Origin of the sequence: Pseudomonas sp. ChxA, from assembly GCF_030263855.1 — a bacterium.
In the GTDB taxonomy this organism is placed as follows: domain Bacteria; phylum Pseudomonadota; class Gammaproteobacteria; order Pseudomonadales; family Pseudomonadaceae; genus Aquipseudomonas; species Aquipseudomonas fluorescens_CB.
The window spans coordinates 4,449,872-4,466,510 of the sequence record NZ_JARPMK010000001.1 but is presented as its reverse complement, the minus strand read 5'-3'; the positions used below and the strand labels follow the sequence as shown (position 1 = coordinate 4,466,510).

Below are 16,639 nucleotides of genomic sequence, written 5' to 3'. Positions count from 1 at the left end.
CAGGTGATCCTTTCCTGGGGTGTTGAATGGCGTCAATGCCAAGGCAGTTGCAGCGTCAGGCTTGCAACGTCATCACCATCTCATGCCACGCCATCCCGCCATGCGCCGACGGCGACGGCTGCACATAGCCGTAACCCATGCGCGTATACAACGGCACATGCTGCTCCTTGCACATCAAATGAATCGTCTGCTTGCCCATCGCGCGCATGCGCTGCACAAACTCAGTCATCAGCAATGTGGAGTACCCCTTACCTTGCTGCGCCGGGTCGACCACCACCGACATGATCACCACATTCGGCGCCTCGGCCGCATGACCCACCAACTCCTTGAACGCCTCATCCGACATCACCACCTGATGGGCGCAGCCACAATTGATAAACCCCACCACCGCGCCATCCGCCTCCAAAATCAAAAAGCCCTCGGGGTACTGCGCAATACGCGTGGCGATCTTCTCCAGCGTCGCGGCTTCGTCGCCTTCGTAGGCGCTGGTTTCGATTTCAAAGCAACGCGCGGCGTCGGCGGGCAGGGCGTTGCGGAAGGTGAGGGCGGGCATGGGAGGTTCCTGGGGCATTAAGCGAAAGGCCACATCATAGCGGTGTGCCCAACCCCTCGCCATCTCACGCTCAACCGGTGACGAGCCCCCATCAAACTGTGGGAGCTCTCGAGCCCAAGCGAGGCTGCGAAGGCGGCAGGACAGCCACCCTAAATCCAGCTAAGCCTCACATCACACCATCCCAAAAACCAGCCGTTGCAACCGGTGTTGCTCGACCTTGTCCGGGATTCGGTTGGGTTCTGCATCGCAAGGTGAAGCGGCGCCAATCCCGCCGCACGCTTCAATGAGGTTCGGCGTTCATCATTGGCTCTTGATCGGTGCCGGTTGAGCGGTATGCGCCAGGGTTATCGGCGGGCATATCGCCGGTTGCTTCACGCCCGTTGCCAGCCTCCCATGTTATCGGCCTTGATCTCGAAGTCTATGGCCTCGCGGTAAGGATCGCCCAGCGAGGTGTACTGGCCGTTACCGGCTGATTGGGTGGGTTGCCAGGTTTGTGTAGCGGGGTCGAACACCTCGGCATCATCACCGGCGGTGCTATCACTGGCGTTGTGCATGGGGGTGTCGTTATCGAACTGTTCTGCTTCAAGCTCTTTGTAAAAACGCTCGTACATAGCGTGGATGGTTTGCAGATCTCTTGGCTTCAGTCCGCCAATCAGGACATCATTCCCGCTTTGCGGGCCGCCTACCAGCACGTCATTTCCATCCTCGTATTCGGAAGGGTTGTGTGTGGGTTTCTCGCTATTGGCCTTGCCGGCTTCATAGTGAGCGTAGAACGAAGCGGTTGAAGCATTGATTGAAAGCATACGTGCACCTCTTTGATGGTCAACAAAACACCCGCCGGAACCTATTCCGGCCAGGTGATTCGCAGGCTACTGAGCCGTACAAAGACATTCAATGCGTTGATTTTTGGCGGATGTAACGGGATGAAACGCCGCTGGCTGCACTCACAGCGCGAGTTGTACGTCTGTAGTTCGTGGCTTGAATTGTTGTGCGACGATTCAAGTTGAGCGCCAGAAGTTGGCGATGGAGGAACGCTTCTTACCTGTTGAAGCACTGTTGCCCTTCAAGCGCGACTGACGGGCAAAAAATCCCTATACACAAAGGTCAACAGAAAAATAACCACCTAAGGTGCCATCACCCTCTCATGCCGCGCCGGTGACGAACACCCATCAAACTGTGGGAGCTCTCGAGCCCCAGCGAGGCAGCGAAGGCGGCGGCACAGCTACCAACAAGGCTGGATCAACTCCCCGTTTCCAGCCCCACAAAAACCAGAAAACCCGCCAAAGCGGGTTTCCCAACAGCCACGTCCGCCAATAGCAGAGGTGACGGTGAATCAGGCTTCGTGCCCCTCTTACACCCCAAAAATGGCTTCAATTTCGATATTAAGTTCCGGCGAAAACAACTTGGAGACCTCCACCAGCGAGCTGGCCGGAAAATGCCCATCATAGTGTTGCGCCAACACCTTGCGCAGTTCACCCACCTGGCCGAAATCGGTGATGAATAGAGTCACTTTCAACAGGGAAGACATATAGGTGCCTTCCTCGGCGGCAACCGTTTTAATCTGCTCAAAAATAGCATGGGCCTGTTTCTCAAGGCTCTGGCCTTGAGCCTCGGTACCAAATGCAGTGAAGCCTGACAGATACAGCGTATTGTCATGTTTCACTGCGTGCGAGTAAGGCCCCACGGCAGGCGGAAGTGCAGCGTAAGTTTTACGTTGGATAGCAGTGCCTGGCATCTTATTGTCTCCAAACTTCTAGTGGATAAGTGATCTTGGTATGCCTGGCGTCATGCACTTGGTCAGGCCGTATACGAGTTGGATATACTCTCAAAAGCCGTTAATACACAACAGTCACGTTTCTATACAGTTACTGCCTGATTCTCTATGTGCCTAATATTGTTAATGTTCTGCACTTGCTGCGTGTGTCATAGTTTCTTTTTGCAGCGTGTAAATAGCGGGCATACCCAATAGTTCTATACAGGAGGGTCGAGCGGGTGAAGAACTATCGTTTCTCAGTTGAGGAGGGGCGCGCAGCGCTCAGGGAAATACTACTTGAGCACCTGCCTGAAGCGGGCCGGTTCCCAACGCCCATTGAGGGTTTTGCGCTGCACCGCTATGACCATCCAGACACAGCAAAGCCACATTTCTACAACCCGATACTGATCGTCGCCGTGCAGGGCAAGAAGTGGGTGCGTATCGGTATCAAAGACATTTCATTCGGCGAGCACACGTGTTTTATCGCCGGTGTGAACATGCCCGTCACCAGCTGTCTCGTCGAAGCGACCCCGCAAATGCCCTACCTGTCGATGTCCCTGGACCTGGACAGACACCTGATGGCCGCCCTGGCCGCTAAAACGCCACAGCCCAGTGAATACAACGCCGACACTGCCCTGGGCGCAGCGGTGCAAGCACTAAGCCCGGAACTGCTGGACGCATTTTTACGCATGCTGGAGTTACTCGATCATCCCGAGCAGGCCAAGGCATTGGGCGCGCTGATCTATCAAGAAATTCACTACCGCCTACTCACCACACCCTTCGGGCATCAACTTCGCCTTTTGAATACAGTGGGTTCTCAAACTAACAAGATTGATCAGGCAATCACATGGCTGCGGGAAAACTACCGAGAAATATTGCAGGTAGATCAATTGGCCGAAACACTCAATATGGCGCCTTCCACACTCTACAAACACTTCAAGGAAGTCACCTCGCTCAGCCCCCTGCAATATCAGAAACGCCTGCGCTTAGATGAAGCGCAGCGCCTGATGCTGGTTGAACATTACGATGTTATCCAGGCCGCCTTGGCGGTCGGCTATGAAAGTGCCAATCAATTTGGTCGAGAATACAAACGCCTGTTTGGCGAGCCGCCTAGGAAGAACGTTGTGAACATCAAGACCGGTAGGCAGTAGCCGCCCCCAAAACCAGAAAACCCGCCAAAGCGGGTTTCCTCACAACTCAAATCACCTCAACTCACAGCAGGCAAATCAAATCCGCGCCGCTCCATCACCGTAAACACATCCGACACGTCCTGGATCATGATCCGCGCTGTATTTGCGACGGTATTAACGTCATGCTCGGCATAGTCGGACACATTGGAACAGGCCATCAGGTGCAGGTAGGCGAGGGCAGCATTGAGACGCTCGCTGGCGCAGGCGTGGAGCTCGCTGAGCGGGGCGTCGGCAGGGCCTCCGCTTTTACACTAAGCTATGCAGATTGTTAGAACGAAGTTTTACATTAATCGACTGGAGGCGCTCCATAGGCTGTCCGCCCAACTGTTGATTACCCGCCAGATGCTGGGCCTGACGAAGAATTTCCGTTTGGAATCGAGTGACCTTCGATGCATCCAGGTACTGCGCCTTAACATCTTTACGAGCCTTCAAACGTACGACCAACCCTTGGGGTAGGGCTGTGCCCTTGGCTGCGCATCCCAGGCAGAGTGTAGCGAGATCATCCAGGCTGCGGACTTCCAGCTCTTTGAGCTTTCCGCCATTGGGGCCACCTTGAAGTGGGTGCGCTTGGCTTTGGTAAGAGAAGTGGCTCGTTTTTCTGGTGAGCGTGTTGTTAATCGAATGAGACGACAGGTGATTGATTTTCTCAAAACCAAAAACCATCGGGACCACATTACCTTGGTTCAAAAGACTCAAAAAAGGCGCTTTGCCGTTTTCCAGATCCCGTTGCAAGGTATTGACTGTGTCCTGATAAAAACGACGCAGCGAATCGCCTTTCAGTACTTTTTGCTGTTCTCCCTGCTGTAGAACTACGGACGTCGGGAGGAATTTTCCGAGTGCGTACAAATCTCCGGGTGTTTTGTGATTGCCTTTCATGATGTGGCTATCGTGTAGCATTTGTTGAAGCCAGGTAACTGCTTCTTGCGCCGTTATATGGTTCAGATTGGCAACATTGATTTTACCGGGCTGCATCTCTGGCTTAAGCACCTGACCGCTGTCCAGGTTTTTAAGTATTACTTGAGTTAGACCGTGTTGCAGTGCTCGTGAAAATGCGTTGCTGGGCTTCATTCCCGCGCCTTTTGCGTAAATACGCGGTTTGGTGCGAAGCCCCTTGCGCGTAGTTTTGTCACCATCGCTTTCCTGAGTTCGGTCTGAAAAAAATACCTGTCCTTCCAGCGATTGACTGCCACCCTTTTTGTCATTGGCCCCGCCCATTAGGCCGCCCGACACTAATACCTCCAACCCCCAGGGTGTGCCGTGAAACGCCTCAGGTTTCATATGGCCTCGCGGCGCGGTGTTGTTCAGCGACTCAAGCAGAGCCATACGAATACTTGAACGGCTGCGCGAATCGATATTTCGCATACTGTCCAGGATGTCGAGAGGTGAGCGGTCCTGGGTGTCCAATTGGTTGGCCAGCAGCCCCTGTTGGCGCAGCTGTTTGATCTGGGAAGCATCACCCCGTTTAACGGCATCATGAAAAGGTTCGGCAGCAGGTTGACTGCTAACGTGGGCAGGTTGTGTATACCGACTAGAGATCATAAATAGAGCCCCTACGTGAATAACAGAAAACATTCTGTAATGAGTGGCAATATCATGTTTTCGGTTCCTTTTTTTGATCTGAGCGGGATGACATCAAGCGGTTTATTTCATCGTGCTATTGGGCGTGTCGATTCTGAAAAGGCTGGCACGCAAGCCTTTGTCAATGCAGGCAACCAAGGTCAGTTTTGTCTGCTGCCTGGAGATTAGTAACGGACCCACTCAAGGTGCCGGAAGGTTAGCGGCAAGACTATGGACAGCGGGAGCAGACCCGACCTGAACATCTGCTTGAGTTGCAAACAGCATTGGCCTTCCAGACCTTCGCGACTAGTACCCACTATCGTGTGGCGGTGTATCGCGCGGAAGAGCTGGCAGCTGATTCCGCCAGCACCTTTGCGTTGGGGGCCTCAGGTTTTCCAGTGGTTCAATTTGTTCAGGTTATACAGGGCCCGTGCTTTGGACTGCGGCGCAAAACTTGCGACAAGGTGCAACGCAGTCGGCAGTGGGTTTTGTGCGGCAGTCAGTGGCGGGTTTACGGCGTGGAGGTTTTTCATCGCCATGATGTGAAAGTCGAATGCGTCTTGACGGTGCTGTTCAGGACCATGCTCGATCCCGTGGCGGTTCAAGTTCACCAACGTACTCGCCATGTGCTGCGCGCCCTCGCGGGAGAGGCGGGTGGTGTCTGCTCTGCCGACAGTGTCGCGCAGTTGGTAGGGCACCGACTGAGTAATCGAGGAACCCGGGAAGTCCGCGAGAACAGGCAATTTCTGGCTGATGGCCTGCGCTAGGCGCATTTTATCGTTTGGATTTTCCACGGCCTTTAACAGCACGATGGCTTTTTTGAACACTTCTTTGATGACCTGCGGTTGATTGTTCCGCAGCTTTAGCTGGCTTAACTGAAGGTTCATGTTCCACAGCAAATTGTGCATTAACTTTGCGCTGTCGTCGGGATGAAGCCCGCCCTCGAGCAGCGCCATAGCGCGCAGTGTGTACTTGAATTCAGAGTTGTGGAGCTCGTCCCCCAGGTTTTTGATCAAGGTGTTGAACTGTCGATGATCCTGGCGCGCAACCGGCAGTAGGTCTTGCGTGTCACGCGAGACTTTAGAGAACGTCGCCTGGGCACTGATAGGCAAGTGCTTGACCACCTCAAGCTGCATCTCAGTGGGCATTTCATTCCAACGACTCGTCTGTGAGGCTCCCGCTTGCAGGCTGCGTTCAAGCTGGCTTTGCGTCAGGGCCGAGGCGCGGGGAGTCGAGCGGGGGGCATCGGGGCGGGGTGGCCGCAATGACTCGGCTGAGTGAGCGGGTGGGTCCTGGCGCTTGGATTTGGCTTTTGGTTGGCTTGGATCGGCGTTTGTATTGTTGACACTTTTACCCATGATGCGCTGCAACATCTCATCTATCCCCACCAGGTCAGTACGAATGTACGGGCAGTGAGTGGGTGTGCAGAGGTTCTGGTTCCCATGCCGACGAGCGCTAGCGACTTGCCTGATATGGGAAAAGGGGACGTGGGAAAAGGGGATGCATTTATTTAGATACATCAAGTCTGGTAGGCAGTAGCCGCCCCAAAAGTCAGAAAACCCGCAAAGGCGGGTTTCCTCACAGCTCACATCACATCAACTCACAGCAGGCACATCAAACCCGCGCCGCTCCATCACCGTAAACACATCCGACACGTCCTGGATCATGATCCGCGCGGTATTGGCGACGGTATTCACATCATGCTCGGCATAGTCGGACACATTGGAACAGGCCATCAGGTGCAGGTAGGCGAGGGCAGCATTGAGACGCTCGCTGGCGCAGGCGTGGAGCTCGCTGAGCGGGGCGTCGCTGTCGATGAGCAGGACAGGGTATTCGGTTGCGGTTTGGGACATGGGGGTGAAGCGGCGGGGCGGGTGTTGAGTAGTCATAAGGTTCGATTCTATTTTGGGAAAAAAGAACTGCCACCTTGCTGCTGCGAAACAGCCTGGGTGGCAACTGTGCGCGGGTTCGCAGACCAGGAAGAATCACCCCCGGCAGACCCGAAGGTCTCCCACGCACAGCCGCCATAAACAAGACGCAGGCGGGCTCCGCCTGAGGGTCTGATGACTGTGCAGGTTGATTCTATTTTGGTAGGGCTGCGAAACCCAATCGCTGACTGAGGTCGGCGACGGGGCGAACTATAAGGTGTGGGTAGCCAGGGTGCAACTGAGAGGATGTATCAACCTCAGTCATTAACTTTTCCCCATTACCGTTTTTGCCCCGCGCTCACTGCACGCTGCCAATCTCGTCGGATTTGAGTCCATTTTTAGCTTGCTGAAACGTTTCATCAAGTTTATAAAAATGGCACAACTCCAAGAAAGGCTGTCGCCATGACCCCGCTCAAACTCTTCGTTGCCCTCAGCGCGCTGTCCGCTGCCTCCCACGCCATGGCCTGGGATTACGTTCTGCTCGACACCGACAAAGCCGCTCAGAGTTGGCAGATCACCAGCCAGCAACTCGGAATAAAAACCGACAAGCCCTTCAGCGTTAGCCTGCGCACCTTGCATGGCGGTCGCCAGGAGGGCGTCAGCATCGTCGACATCGATAACGGCACCATGAAACTCTCGGTAGTGCCGACTCGCGGCATGAACGTCTTGCAGGCCTCGGTCGGCAGTGTGCGCATGGGCTGGGATTCTCCGGTCAAGGAAGTGGTCAATCCGTCCTTCATCGAACTCAATGGCCGCGGTGGTCTGGGCTGGTTGGAAGGTTTCAATGAACTGGTCGCCCGCTGCGGATACGAATGGGTCGGCCACCCCGGCGTCGACAACGGCGAACTGCTGACCCTGCACGGTCGGGCCGCTAACATTCCTGCGAACAAAGTCACGCTGCATATCGATGAAAAACCACCGTACGCCATCACCCTGCGCGGCGAATTGAAAGAGCAGGCGTTCAAAAAGGTCGACTTCTCGGTCGCGACCGAACTGGTCACCGAACCCGGCAGCGTCGTGTTCGCCCTCAATGACACCCTGACCAACAACGGCGACTATCCGAAGGAATACCAGGCGCTGTATCACAGCAACTTCAGCACCCCGTTCCTGGAGCAGGACGCTCGTTTCGCCGCGCCGGTGAAACAGGTATCGCCGTTCAACGACAAGGCCAAGGGCGATCTGCCCGACTGGCAAACCTACCGCGCACCGACCAAGGACTACGACGAAACGGTTTACAACGTGGTGCCGTATGCCGATGCCAACGGCGATACGTTGACCGTGTTGCATAACAAGGCCGGCAGCCTGGGCGTTTCGGTCGGCTTCAATACCCAGACACTGCCGGTGTTTTCCCTGTGGAAAAACACCGACACCCAAGGCCAGGGCTATGTCACGGGGCTGGAGCCAGGAACAAGTTTTTCCTACAACCGCCGTTACCAGCGGCCACTGAACCTGGTACCGACAATTGGGCCCAAGGAACACAAGCAGTTCCGCATCAGCTACAGCTTGTTAGCGGATAAGGCAGCGGTGGATAAGGCCTTGAAGCAGGTGAGTGAGATTCAGGATGGGCGGGAGACTGAGGTGCGGCAGACGCCGTTGGTTGATCTGACCAAGGAGTGATGCCGGCTGGAACATTGTGGGCCGATATTTTAACCCCACGGCCAAGTGTTCGCGTCCGATCCCGTCGGCTTGTTCAAGGTCCGCCCGCGAGCGCGTGACCTTGAGCCTGCGACTGGCAGCAATAGATCAATGCCCTGCGGATGTCATCGGACAGCGCTCACTGATGCTCTGGATATGTACAGTCTAACTGTATATATTTGAGATTCTACGCATTCAAGCATCAGGTGGCGTTATGTCAGCAGTGAACAAAGCTATCGTCCGTCGTTTCAATCAGAAGGTTATTGAGAACTGCGACCGCCACGAATTTGAAGTGCTCGTGGCGCAAGATTTCATAAACCATTCAGCGGCGGCGGGGCAAGACGGCGGTCGGGAAGGTCTATGGCATACCTTTCACAATGTTCTGCATCCGGGCTTGTCCGACCTCCAGGTCGAGGTGCTGGATCAGGTTGCTGAAGACGACAAGGTGACGACCCGAAAGCGCATTACCGGCCGCCACTCCGGGGTGATTGCCGGAATACAGGCAACGGGACGTGCAGTGTCCATTGATATCATCGACATCGTTCGCATCCGCAACGGCCAATATGTCGAGCACTGGGGCGTCAATTCGTTGCCGAGTGTGCTGGCGGCTTTGCGCTCAGGTTGACTGACCGTTTGGCGCGGCGGCAATCAATTGCTCCAGGATTCTGACCGCAGCTTCGAGTGTTTGCAGCTGTGACGCGGTGGCTTTTTCCTTAAGCTGGCGTGCCAGCCAGTCACTGCGCTGAAGACGACTGTGTTCAAGCGCAGCTCGACCAGCGTGCGTCAGCTCAAAGAGCTGCTTTCGTGCATCGCTCGGATCAGGACCTCGTGTAACCCGCTGCTGCTGCTCCAACTGGGCGATAACCAGCCGCATGCTTTGATGCTTGACGTGACGATGTGCAGCAAGCGCGCTTATGCTCGCGGGGCCATGACGGTCAAGCAAACCTAGCGTTTCAGATTGTGCCGAGGACGGTGTGTCCGACCCACTGCGCACTTCCCGGACAAGATTGCCGACCACGCTTCGCAGATCTTCGGCTAACTGTTCAACTGCCTCTTCAAAAGAAGCAGAGTGATGATTGGGAGATTCTGAAGGGGAGGACAATGGGCTTTCTCAGATGTGGTTGAGCAGATAAGCATACATGAGTTCAGAATGACCGCTTCTGACCAGGAGCTGTCCATCGCCAACGACTGCTTTTGGGCCGATTCTGCTCAGTTACGCTCCCCATCCATATCACTCGTACTAAACCCTTACGCATTTTCAATTATGTCGCAACCGTAAAACGAAACGCCTGTTCTTGCAGGCCCGCTTCGATCAAAGCAGCCAATTGCTGGGCCGCCGCAGTGGGCTCGCCGCCACCGCTGTGCAGCACATAACCAAGGCTTGGCACGACGGGTAAGCCGGAAACAACACTGAGATGGCTCGGCAGCCCAATGCGGGTACGCAGCGTCACGCCCAACCCGGCGGCGACGGCCGCCCAGATACCCGCCACGCTGGGGCTGGTGAGGGCGATGCGCCAGGGTATTTGCGCGGCGTCCAGCGCCTGGGTGGCGGCGCTGCGGAGTACGCAAGGCGCGTCGAACATTATCAAGGGCAGCGGTGAGTCGTCGGCGGCGGTCGGCGATGGCGTATCGCGCGGCCCGATCCAGTGCATCGGTGTTTCGCCCAGGCGCGTAGCGTAGGGCGACATGGGCCCGGTGTCCCAAGTCAGTGCCAGGTCCAGGGCTGCACTTTCGACCAGCGTCAGCAGTTCGGCATTACGGGCGATCCTGACTTCGAGGCTCACCCTCGGGTAAGTCTGTACGAAGCGTCGCAGGATATCGCTTAGGAAATGTTCGCCAAAGTCCTCTTGAAGCCCCAGGCGCAGGGTCCCGGCGGTCTGGCTTTGATGCACGCTGTGGAAAATGCTGTCGTTCAACTCCAGTAACCGACGGGCGTGGCTAAGCAGTGATTCTCCTGCGGGGGTCAAGATCAGCCCGCGACCGGATTTAGCCAATACCGGCGTGCCTATCTGCTCCTCAAGTTTCTTTAACTGAGCACTCACGGCAGATGTCGACCGACCGAGACGATCCGCAGCTTTGGCAAAGCTGTTGAACTCCACACCCGTGACGAAGGTACGTAATACATCAAGGTCGAAGGTGGGGCGGCGCATTCAATAGTCCACTAATTCTGGATGATCGGTGCTATTAAATCTGATATTCGGAAGGGTTGCGACTTGATAATTTTCATCCTTCAGAGTGGGACATCGGAGGGAAAACCATCATGAATGCATCGACGGCCACTGTGCGAGAAGCCCAGGGCAACTACCCGCAGAAGTTTGCCGAGCTGACCGACAACGTATTGTTCGGCGACATGTGGACGCGCACGCAGCTCAAGCCCCGTGAACGCAGTTTGGTGACGGTGGCGGCGCTGGTGGCGATGTACCGTCTTGAGCAACTGCCGTTTCATTTGCAGCGTGCGCTGGATAACGGCGTGAGTACCGACGAACTGGCCGAAGTTATCACCCATCTGGCGTTTTATTCAGGCTGGCCGACGGCCGCTTCGGCGCTGAATGTGCTGAGCGAACTACAGCTTTGCCTTTCAGCACGCCAGGAGTAAGCGCTGATGCCGTTTGCACGAATTTCACTGCACCGAGGCAAGTCGGCCGAGTATTTACAGGCGTTGTCTCAGGGGGTGCACGACGCTTTGGTCGAGAGCTTCGAAGTGCCGAAGACAGATCGATTCCAAGTCATTCACCAACATGAGGTCGGCGAGTTGATATTCGATCCCCACTACATGGGTGGGCCGCGTAGCCATGACTTTGTGCTGATCGCGATTACTGCCGGGCGTGCTCGAAGTGTTACGACTAAACAGCATTTTTATCGTGATCTGGTCGAGAAACTGGGGCGGGCGACTGGGTTGAACGCGGAAGACGTGATGGTGGTGATCACCACCACGGCCGGTGATGAGTGGTCGTTTGGGGGAGGGCGGGGCAACTAGGCTTTTTCATTAAAACCGGGTTCATACAACAGCTAAGTATGATCCCGTTTTTACGCTACAGCGTCGGCAGCCGATCCAACGCACAACTACGTTCTATTTTCGGCTCTTTGGCCGTAGGCACGCGCACGCCCGTATCGACATTGAATATGTCGATGTAACAACGGCTCAACGAGCCCGGGACGTCAGCAATCCCGCCTTTGATCACATAGCGTGCGCCCGGCGCAAATTCGCTGATAAACGATACGCTGCACGAGCGATTGGCATTGGCCATGCCGCGCATTTCCAAATGCATAGGCTTGCCGGCTTCAATCGGGAAATAACCCTCCGGCGTCGAGACGTTCTCAGAAACGGAAACCAACTGCTTCCCCATTCCCGACTCAGTCGCCACGGTTCTGCCGTATTTGCAGCCGATGGCTGGCGCCTGGACCAGCGTCACGTTGTTTCGATAATTTTCCATCGACACCAATTCGCTGCGGATCATCGCCTGGGGCGCCCCCGCAGGCACAAGGTATTTAGGCACTGGGGCGCAGCCTGCAAGTAGCAGAACTGAGCACAGGTAAAGAGGCTTCATAATTTCCTTATTAATGGCGGTAGAGGCGGCGTTAACAGGCCTGATCAATCAGAATGAGTCAAGCAATAACTGCGAAGAATGGCGTCTGACCAGGTTTGAAATAAAGGTGAGTCGCCCTCGGTTTATTAGCTAGGCGCAATGGCCTCTTTTGGCCGATTGCTGCCCATTTCAAGCACAGCAATCATGCCAACATTCGCTAACGCCCCACGGCGCCCTGCTGGATTAATCGTCTACATTCCCCATTGCGGTCGTATTGAAACCGCCGTCCACGTACAAGATTTCACCGCTGATACCAGATGCCAGGTCGGAGCAAAGGAAGGCACCAGCATTGCCTACCTCTTCGATAGTCACATTCCGGCGCAATGGAGTTTGCGCTTCGTTGGCTGCCAGCATCTTGCGAAAGTTCTTTATACCGGTGGCTGCAAGGGTACGAATGGGGCCTGCCGACACTGCGTTGACCCGAGTACCGTCCGGACCAAGACTACCCGCCAGATAGCGCACACCTGCCTCCAGGCTAGCCTTGGCCATACCCATGACGTTGTAGTTCGGCATAGTTCGCTCTGCGCCCAAGTAGGACAAAGTCAGGAGACTACCGTTACGGCCCTGCATCATTGAGCGACCGGCTTTCGCCAAGGCTACGAAACTGTATGCGCTGATGTCGTGCGCGATGCGGAAACCGTCACGTGTCGTGACCTCTGTGAAGTCTCCATCCAGTTGGTCACCTGGCGCGAAACCTACAGAATGGACGATGCAATCCAGTGCATCCCATTGCAGTCCCAGCTTTTCAAACACGCCAGCGATGTCCTCATCGCTGGCGACATCGCAGGGGAAGCACAGCTCAGGGCTTGAACCCCATTCAGTCGCGAACTCTTCCACTCGACTTCTGAGTTTTTCATTCTGGTAGGTGAAGGCAAGCTCGGCGCCCTCGCGATGCATGGCTGAAGCGATACCGGAGGCTATTGACAGTTTACTGGCTACACCGACGATCAGAACGCGTTTGCCTGTGAGAAAACCCATGTGTAGCTCCTTGATGTCTAACTATCCAATAGTGTGTCGTGCGCATTTAATAGGCTCTAAACAACGCCATTTTTTGCGCTTGAAATCCCACCATGACTTAACCGCCGTTACTCGAGGAGCAGCGGACGGGTTGCTGTGCTCTGTTCTTGGCATCCCAAATCAGGGAGCCTCGGAACGCAGAGCGGTGGGCGCTGCAACGCTGATGTGACGCGGGAAACTATCATGGAGTTACACGCGACGGCAGTTCAACGGGTGAAAGTTCATCATGAAGGCGGGTTGCGAATAATTCGACGAGGTGAATCGGCCCTGATTTCCTGGAGGCATCCGACTGGCTCCTTTTGGCCGGAAGCGGCCACTTATAAGGAGGAACATATTCATCCAACCATCTGCGACGATATACTCATGACGGAAACACCGAGCAGTCGCAAGAGTACTACTGCAAGCGACTGAAGGTCTTAAGGCATGGTCCTTCAGGAAGGGGCATTAAGCTTCTAGTACGGCCAGAGAAACTCCCGTTTAAATCGTCTTTCTAATAGCTTGTATCCTGCCCGCCCTTGATGTTTGCACGGCTGCTTGAACGACGCCCGTCACTGTATTCCGTATCCTGCCCGCCCTTGATGTTTGCACGGCTGCTTGAGCGACGCCCGTCACTGTATTGCGTGTCCTGCCCGCCCTTGATGTTTGCATTGCTGCTTGAGCGACGCCCGTCACTGTATTCCGTGTCCTGCCCGCCTTTGATGTTTGCACGGCTGCTTGAGCGGCGCCCGTCACTGTATTGCGTATCCTGCCCACCCTTGATGTTTGAACTGCTGGTTGAGGTTGTACCATCGTCGTATCGACAATCGTAACCCCCTTTAATATTTGCACTGCAACTGTCAGCCAAGACAGGATACAGCGGCGATACAAATAGAATCGAACCCAGCAGAACAGCCTTAAGCTTCATGAAAATTCCTTACGATAGATCTCGAGATTAATGGCGAGACATCAGCCCCACGCGACCATGCGAGAGCGATTGGCATACGATAGAACGTCTGAGTGGCACAGTATTTCGATCCGGCTGATCAGGCCTAGATAGAAACGCGGCTTTCACATACATCTGGACCAGCTGGCATGGCAGCATGCCACTATCCATTCAGACTGAACGGCACACGCTAAGTTTCCGCTCCGAGTACAGTTTTTTTCACAAGCATAACTTGGGCGCTACATGGTCGATTGCTGTCGGTCGAGAAAGACTCAAAACGACCCAAAGCGATCATCCACTCGTGACTATTGGGGCCATGCGTCCACGTCGTTTATCAGTTCGCGCCAGGCATCTTGTGCCTTCTGCTCCGAGGTAAATATTTGTACTTTTGGATGCCAGAACTGCCCCTCAATTACGATGCATTCCAGTGTGGAATCCTGAAACGTAAAGACATAATGGATGGCGTCTTTTAGAAACCGCTGCTTTTCGTGTCGCGGATGAATGGCGTTTCTGTGCTCAAGCTCTGCTAGCCAAGGCGAATTATCTATTCGATGAATTTGATAAGGCTTGATGCCAAGTCTAATAAGCGGATGGCCGCCCAAAGCCTCGTCGTTTGGTGAGCCGAACTGAATTTTTTTAACTAGGGGAAAATGGATTACAGCTATTTCTTCCTCTGCGGTGCAATACCGTAAACATAGCTGCGTGTCCGTGGCAAACACGACGGGTTCGGGCGACGTACTTGGCTGTGGCCAGGAGTCGAGCAGCACTACGGTTGCGAATGACATAGGGAAGCCTTGTGAAGAAATAGGGGGTAAAACAGAGTGCGAGAGCCGCGCGTTGACGTCAAACGTTTCTGATCACGATGGGCTGCTTGTGGCCCCCTGTTGGGTACGTGCTCCCTCATCCTCATGGTACTCAGCATTCCGCTTACTTTTTACGTGATGTTAAAAAACTTCATGTTGCAGAGCCCTACATGCAACGCAGCGACTATGTAGTCGGGCACAGGCATATTTTCCGTAATGCTCATTTTGGGGGGCGGCACGTGCGCGTAGTCGTCATGGCTCTCATCATTCTTATTCCCAAAGTGTTTCAGTGGCGGCATTGGGTACGGGTTGAGGACGTTGAAAAAAACCCACAACGTCTCGAATTCTGGATGGTTATGCCGCCACTCGTCGCGGATGTATCAATCACAGGGATGGCTATCAGCTGGTTCTTTTTAGAAAACTGAACCACCCCGCATTCCTACACCTGGGAGCCTCATGCCAGGCTCTTTATACTGGCCATCCCAGGATGGTAGTTGAGCGCAGACCATGCCCGTCACACCCAATCAAAACTCCCCAATCATTTTGGTCCCGGCTCAAGAAAGTGACTTGGATGATCTGGTAGCCATTCGGATTGAGGCCATGCGCGAAAGCCTGGAGCGTGTTGGGCGATTTGATCCAGTGCGCGCGCGCGAGCGGTTTGTTGGCGGTTTTGAAGCTCGCAACACACGCTACATCGAGGCAGTTGGCGAGAGGGTTGGTTTTGTAGTGGTCAAGCATCACCACAATGAGCTCTTGCTCGACCATTTGTATGTGAGGCCGGGCGCGCAAGGATCAGGTATAGGGTCTGCGGTGCTCACTCAAATTTTCAAAGAGGCCGATGCCGCTGCGCTCCCTATTAAAGTGGGTGCTCTCAAAGAAAGCGCTTCGAATCGCTTTTATATCCGCCATGGTTTCCAATTCATGGAAAGCGGTGAATTCGACCATTATTATGTTCGCCGGAGTGTTCCGGCGATTGGCCCGGCTTGCTAGCTGGACGGGATGCTCCTTGGCGTCCGTTTTGGCACATTCTGGGCCGATAGCTGCCTGTCGTGAAGAGCTGCTATCGACCCAGGCTGTGTGAAAACGCAGACGACATATCAGAGTTTTGCTGCTTATAAAAATCGGCGGAAATTTGAAGTCGGCTATGACTATAAACTCCGTGACATAAGGTATTGCTCTTTCCCCCAAGCCTCAAAGCGCTCCAACACTTTCCAGCCAAGCTTGGTGTAATAATTGCTCTGGCTGTGGGTGTGCAAGTACAAAGTAGTGAACCCAGCGTCTCTTGCATGGGCACAGATGCCTTCGATTAGCTGCGCTGCGAGCCCTCTTCTTCGGGCATCAGGTGCGATGAACACACACGCAAGCCACGGGCCTAGATCCGGCCGGTCAGATAGGTCGTTATTGGCAAGCGTAGCGCCACCTAGCAACTGACCTCGTTCCATTGCGATCAGACACTTCCAACTGCCATCACGCTGTCCATCAGCGAACTCGCGCTTCCAACTCGACAGAGATTGCTGCGTAAACTCATAACTGAATTCCCGATAAAGCCATTCGGCCATAACGCCGCACTTGTCCATTTGTTTATCGAGCCAATCCACTCGCAGCATCTGAAACGCTCCTTATGTATTTGTCAGGCGGGTAGGGGTAGTGACAGTCATACAGCCGTCTGCCTGCGGTACAGACTATGTCAACGT

Annotated in this window: 21 protein-coding genes and 1 pseudogene; 8 read left to right on the top strand and 14 right to left on the bottom strand. The window is 54.7% G+C overall.

Features of this window, described 5'->3' with window-relative positions; all coding sequences use genetic code 11:
* Positions 1-55: 55 nt before the first annotated feature.
* From P5706_RS19740 to P5706_RS19730, 3 genes are all read right to left on the bottom strand, one after another.
* Positions 56-553, bottom strand: a complete 498-nt coding sequence (locus tag P5706_RS19740) for a GNAT family N-acetyltransferase (RefSeq protein WP_285681093.1) — start codon at positions 551-553, stop codon at positions 56-58.
* A gap of 371 nt (positions 554-924) precedes the next feature.
* Positions 925-1,356 (bottom strand): hypothetical protein, encoded by a 432-nt coding sequence (locus tag P5706_RS19735; protein ID WP_200433372.1) that lies wholly within the window; start codon positions 1,354-1,356, stop codon positions 925-927.
* 548 nt (positions 1,357-1,904) lie between these two features.
* On the bottom strand, positions 1,905-2,288 hold the full coding sequence (locus tag P5706_RS19730) for a RidA family protein (RefSeq protein WP_285681091.1): 384 nt from the start codon (positions 2,286-2,288) through the stop codon (positions 1,905-1,907).
* Positions 2,289-2,545: 257 nt separating this feature from the next.
* Between P5706_RS19730 and P5706_RS19725 the strand changes: the two genes are divergently transcribed.
* Complete coding sequence (locus tag P5706_RS19725; RefSeq protein ID WP_285681089.1) at positions 2,546-3,457, top strand: AraC family transcriptional regulator; 912 nt, start codon at positions 2,546-2,548, stop codon at positions 3,455-3,457.
* Positions 3,458-3,513: 56 nt separating this feature from the next.
* Here P5706_RS19725 and P5706_RS19720 read toward each other — a convergent pair.
* Together P5706_RS19720 and P5706_RS19715 are read right to left on the bottom strand one after the other, a co-directional pair.
* Positions 3,514-3,729, bottom strand: a pseudogene (locus P5706_RS19720) (fructose-bisphosphate aldolase); the annotation flags it as partial.
* Between the two features lie 13 nt (positions 3,730-3,742).
* Positions 3,743-5,035 carry an ankyrin repeat domain-containing protein gene (locus tag P5706_RS19715; RefSeq protein ID WP_285681087.1) on the bottom strand — a complete coding sequence of 431 codons (1,293 nt, stop codon included), beginning with the start codon at positions 5,033-5,035 and terminating at the stop codon, positions 3,743-3,745.
* Between the two features lie 15 nt (positions 5,036-5,050).
* Here P5706_RS19715 and P5706_RS19710 point away from each other — a divergent pair, with 15 nt between their 5' ends.
* Positions 5,051-5,242, top strand: coding sequence for a hypothetical protein (locus P5706_RS19710; RefSeq protein ID WP_200433369.1), 192 nt, complete (start codon positions 5,051-5,053; stop codon positions 5,240-5,242).
* A 197-nt stretch (positions 5,243-5,439) separates the two neighbouring features.
* Here P5706_RS19710 and P5706_RS19705 read toward each other — a convergent pair whose 3' ends face one another.
* Complete coding sequence (locus P5706_RS19705) at positions 5,440-6,426, bottom strand: F-box protein (protein WP_285681085.1); 987 nt, start codon at positions 6,424-6,426, stop codon at positions 5,440-5,442.
* A 222-nt stretch (positions 6,427-6,648) separates the two neighbouring features.
* A complete protein-coding gene (locus tag P5706_RS19700) occupies positions 6,649-6,942 on the bottom strand; it encodes a hypothetical protein (protein WP_056859523.1) in 294 nt (97 codons plus the stop codon).
* A gap of 441 nt (positions 6,943-7,383) precedes the next feature.
* On the opposite strand from P5706_RS19700, the gene P5706_RS19695 reads away from it, so the two are divergent.
* On the top strand, positions 7,384-8,598 hold the full coding sequence (locus P5706_RS19695; RefSeq protein WP_285681082.1) for an aldose 1-epimerase family protein: 1,215 nt from the start codon (positions 7,384-7,386) through the stop codon (positions 8,596-8,598).
* Between the two features lie 232 nt (positions 8,599-8,830).
* Positions 8,831-9,241, top strand: coding sequence for an ester cyclase (locus P5706_RS19685; protein WP_017139675.1), 411 nt, complete (start codon positions 8,831-8,833; stop codon positions 9,239-9,241).
* On the opposite strand, the gene P5706_RS19680 is transcribed toward P5706_RS19685, so the two are convergent.
* Together P5706_RS19680 and P5706_RS19675 are read right to left on the bottom strand one after the other, a co-directional pair.
* Positions 9,233-9,718, bottom strand: coding sequence for a MarR family winged helix-turn-helix transcriptional regulator (locus P5706_RS19680; protein WP_285681080.1), 486 nt, complete (start codon positions 9,716-9,718; stop codon positions 9,233-9,235). The genes P5706_RS19685 and P5706_RS19680 overlap by 9 nt on opposite strands.
* A 160-nt stretch (positions 9,719-9,878) precedes the next feature.
* Positions 9,879-10,766 carry a LysR substrate-binding domain-containing protein gene (locus tag P5706_RS19675; RefSeq protein WP_285681077.1) on the bottom strand — a complete coding sequence of 296 codons (888 nt, stop codon included), beginning with the start codon at positions 10,764-10,766 and terminating at the stop codon, positions 9,879-9,881.
* 110 nt (positions 10,767-10,876) lie between these two features.
* On the opposite strand from P5706_RS19675, the gene P5706_RS19670 reads away from it, so the two are divergent.
* Positions 10,877-11,212, top strand: a complete 336-nt coding sequence (locus P5706_RS19670) for a carboxymuconolactone decarboxylase family protein (RefSeq protein ID WP_285681075.1) — start codon at positions 10,877-10,879, stop codon at positions 11,210-11,212.
* Positions 11,213-11,218: 6 nt separating this feature from the next.
* On the top strand, positions 11,219-11,593 hold the full coding sequence (locus P5706_RS19665) for a tautomerase family protein (RefSeq protein ID WP_285681071.1): 375 nt from the start codon (positions 11,219-11,221) through the stop codon (positions 11,591-11,593).
* A 55-nt stretch (positions 11,594-11,648) separates the two neighbouring features.
* Here P5706_RS19665 and P5706_RS19660 read toward each other — a convergent pair whose 3' ends face one another.
* The 4 genes from P5706_RS19660 to P5706_RS19645 all read right to left on the bottom strand — a co-directional run bounded on the left by P5706_RS19660 (position 11,649) and on the right by P5706_RS19645 (position 14,927).
* The gene (locus P5706_RS19660) at positions 11,649-12,074 is read right to left on the bottom strand and encodes a hypothetical protein (protein WP_285681069.1); all 426 of its coding nucleotides are present in this window, start codon (positions 12,072-12,074) and stop codon (positions 11,649-11,651) included.
* 312 nt (positions 12,075-12,386) lie between these two features.
* Positions 12,387-13,181 carry an enoyl-ACP reductase FabI gene (fabI, locus tag P5706_RS19655; protein ID WP_057014706.1) on the bottom strand — a complete coding sequence of 265 codons (795 nt, stop codon included), beginning with the start codon at positions 13,179-13,181 and terminating at the stop codon, positions 12,387-12,389.
* A gap of 529 nt (positions 13,182-13,710) precedes the next feature.
* On the bottom strand, positions 13,711-14,124 hold the full coding sequence (locus tag P5706_RS19650; RefSeq protein WP_285681065.1) for a hypothetical protein: 414 nt from the start codon (positions 14,122-14,124) through the stop codon (positions 13,711-13,713).
* 323 nt (positions 14,125-14,447) lie between these two features.
* On the bottom strand, positions 14,448-14,927 hold the full coding sequence (locus P5706_RS19645) for a hypothetical protein (RefSeq protein WP_285681063.1): 480 nt from the start codon (positions 14,925-14,927) through the stop codon (positions 14,448-14,450).
* Between the two features lie 188 nt (positions 14,928-15,115).
* Between P5706_RS19645 and P5706_RS19640 the strand changes: the two genes are divergently transcribed.
* Together P5706_RS19640 and P5706_RS19635 are read left to right on the top strand one after the other, a co-directional pair.
* Positions 15,116-15,370 carry a hypothetical protein gene (locus tag P5706_RS19640; RefSeq protein WP_285681061.1) on the top strand — a complete coding sequence of 85 codons (255 nt, stop codon included), beginning with the start codon at positions 15,116-15,118 and terminating at the stop codon, positions 15,368-15,370.
* Between the two features lie 82 nt (positions 15,371-15,452).
* On the top strand, positions 15,453-15,935 hold the full coding sequence (locus P5706_RS19635; RefSeq protein ID WP_285681059.1) for a GNAT family N-acetyltransferase: 483 nt from the start codon (positions 15,453-15,455) through the stop codon (positions 15,933-15,935).
* Between the two features lie 158 nt (positions 15,936-16,093).
* Here the strand turns inward: P5706_RS19635 and P5706_RS19630 are convergent, their stop codons facing one another.
* Positions 16,094-16,552 carry a GNAT family N-acetyltransferase gene (locus P5706_RS19630; RefSeq protein WP_285681057.1) on the bottom strand — a complete coding sequence of 153 codons (459 nt, stop codon included), beginning with the start codon at positions 16,550-16,552 and terminating at the stop codon, positions 16,094-16,096.
* Positions 16,553-16,639 lie beyond the last annotated feature (87 nt).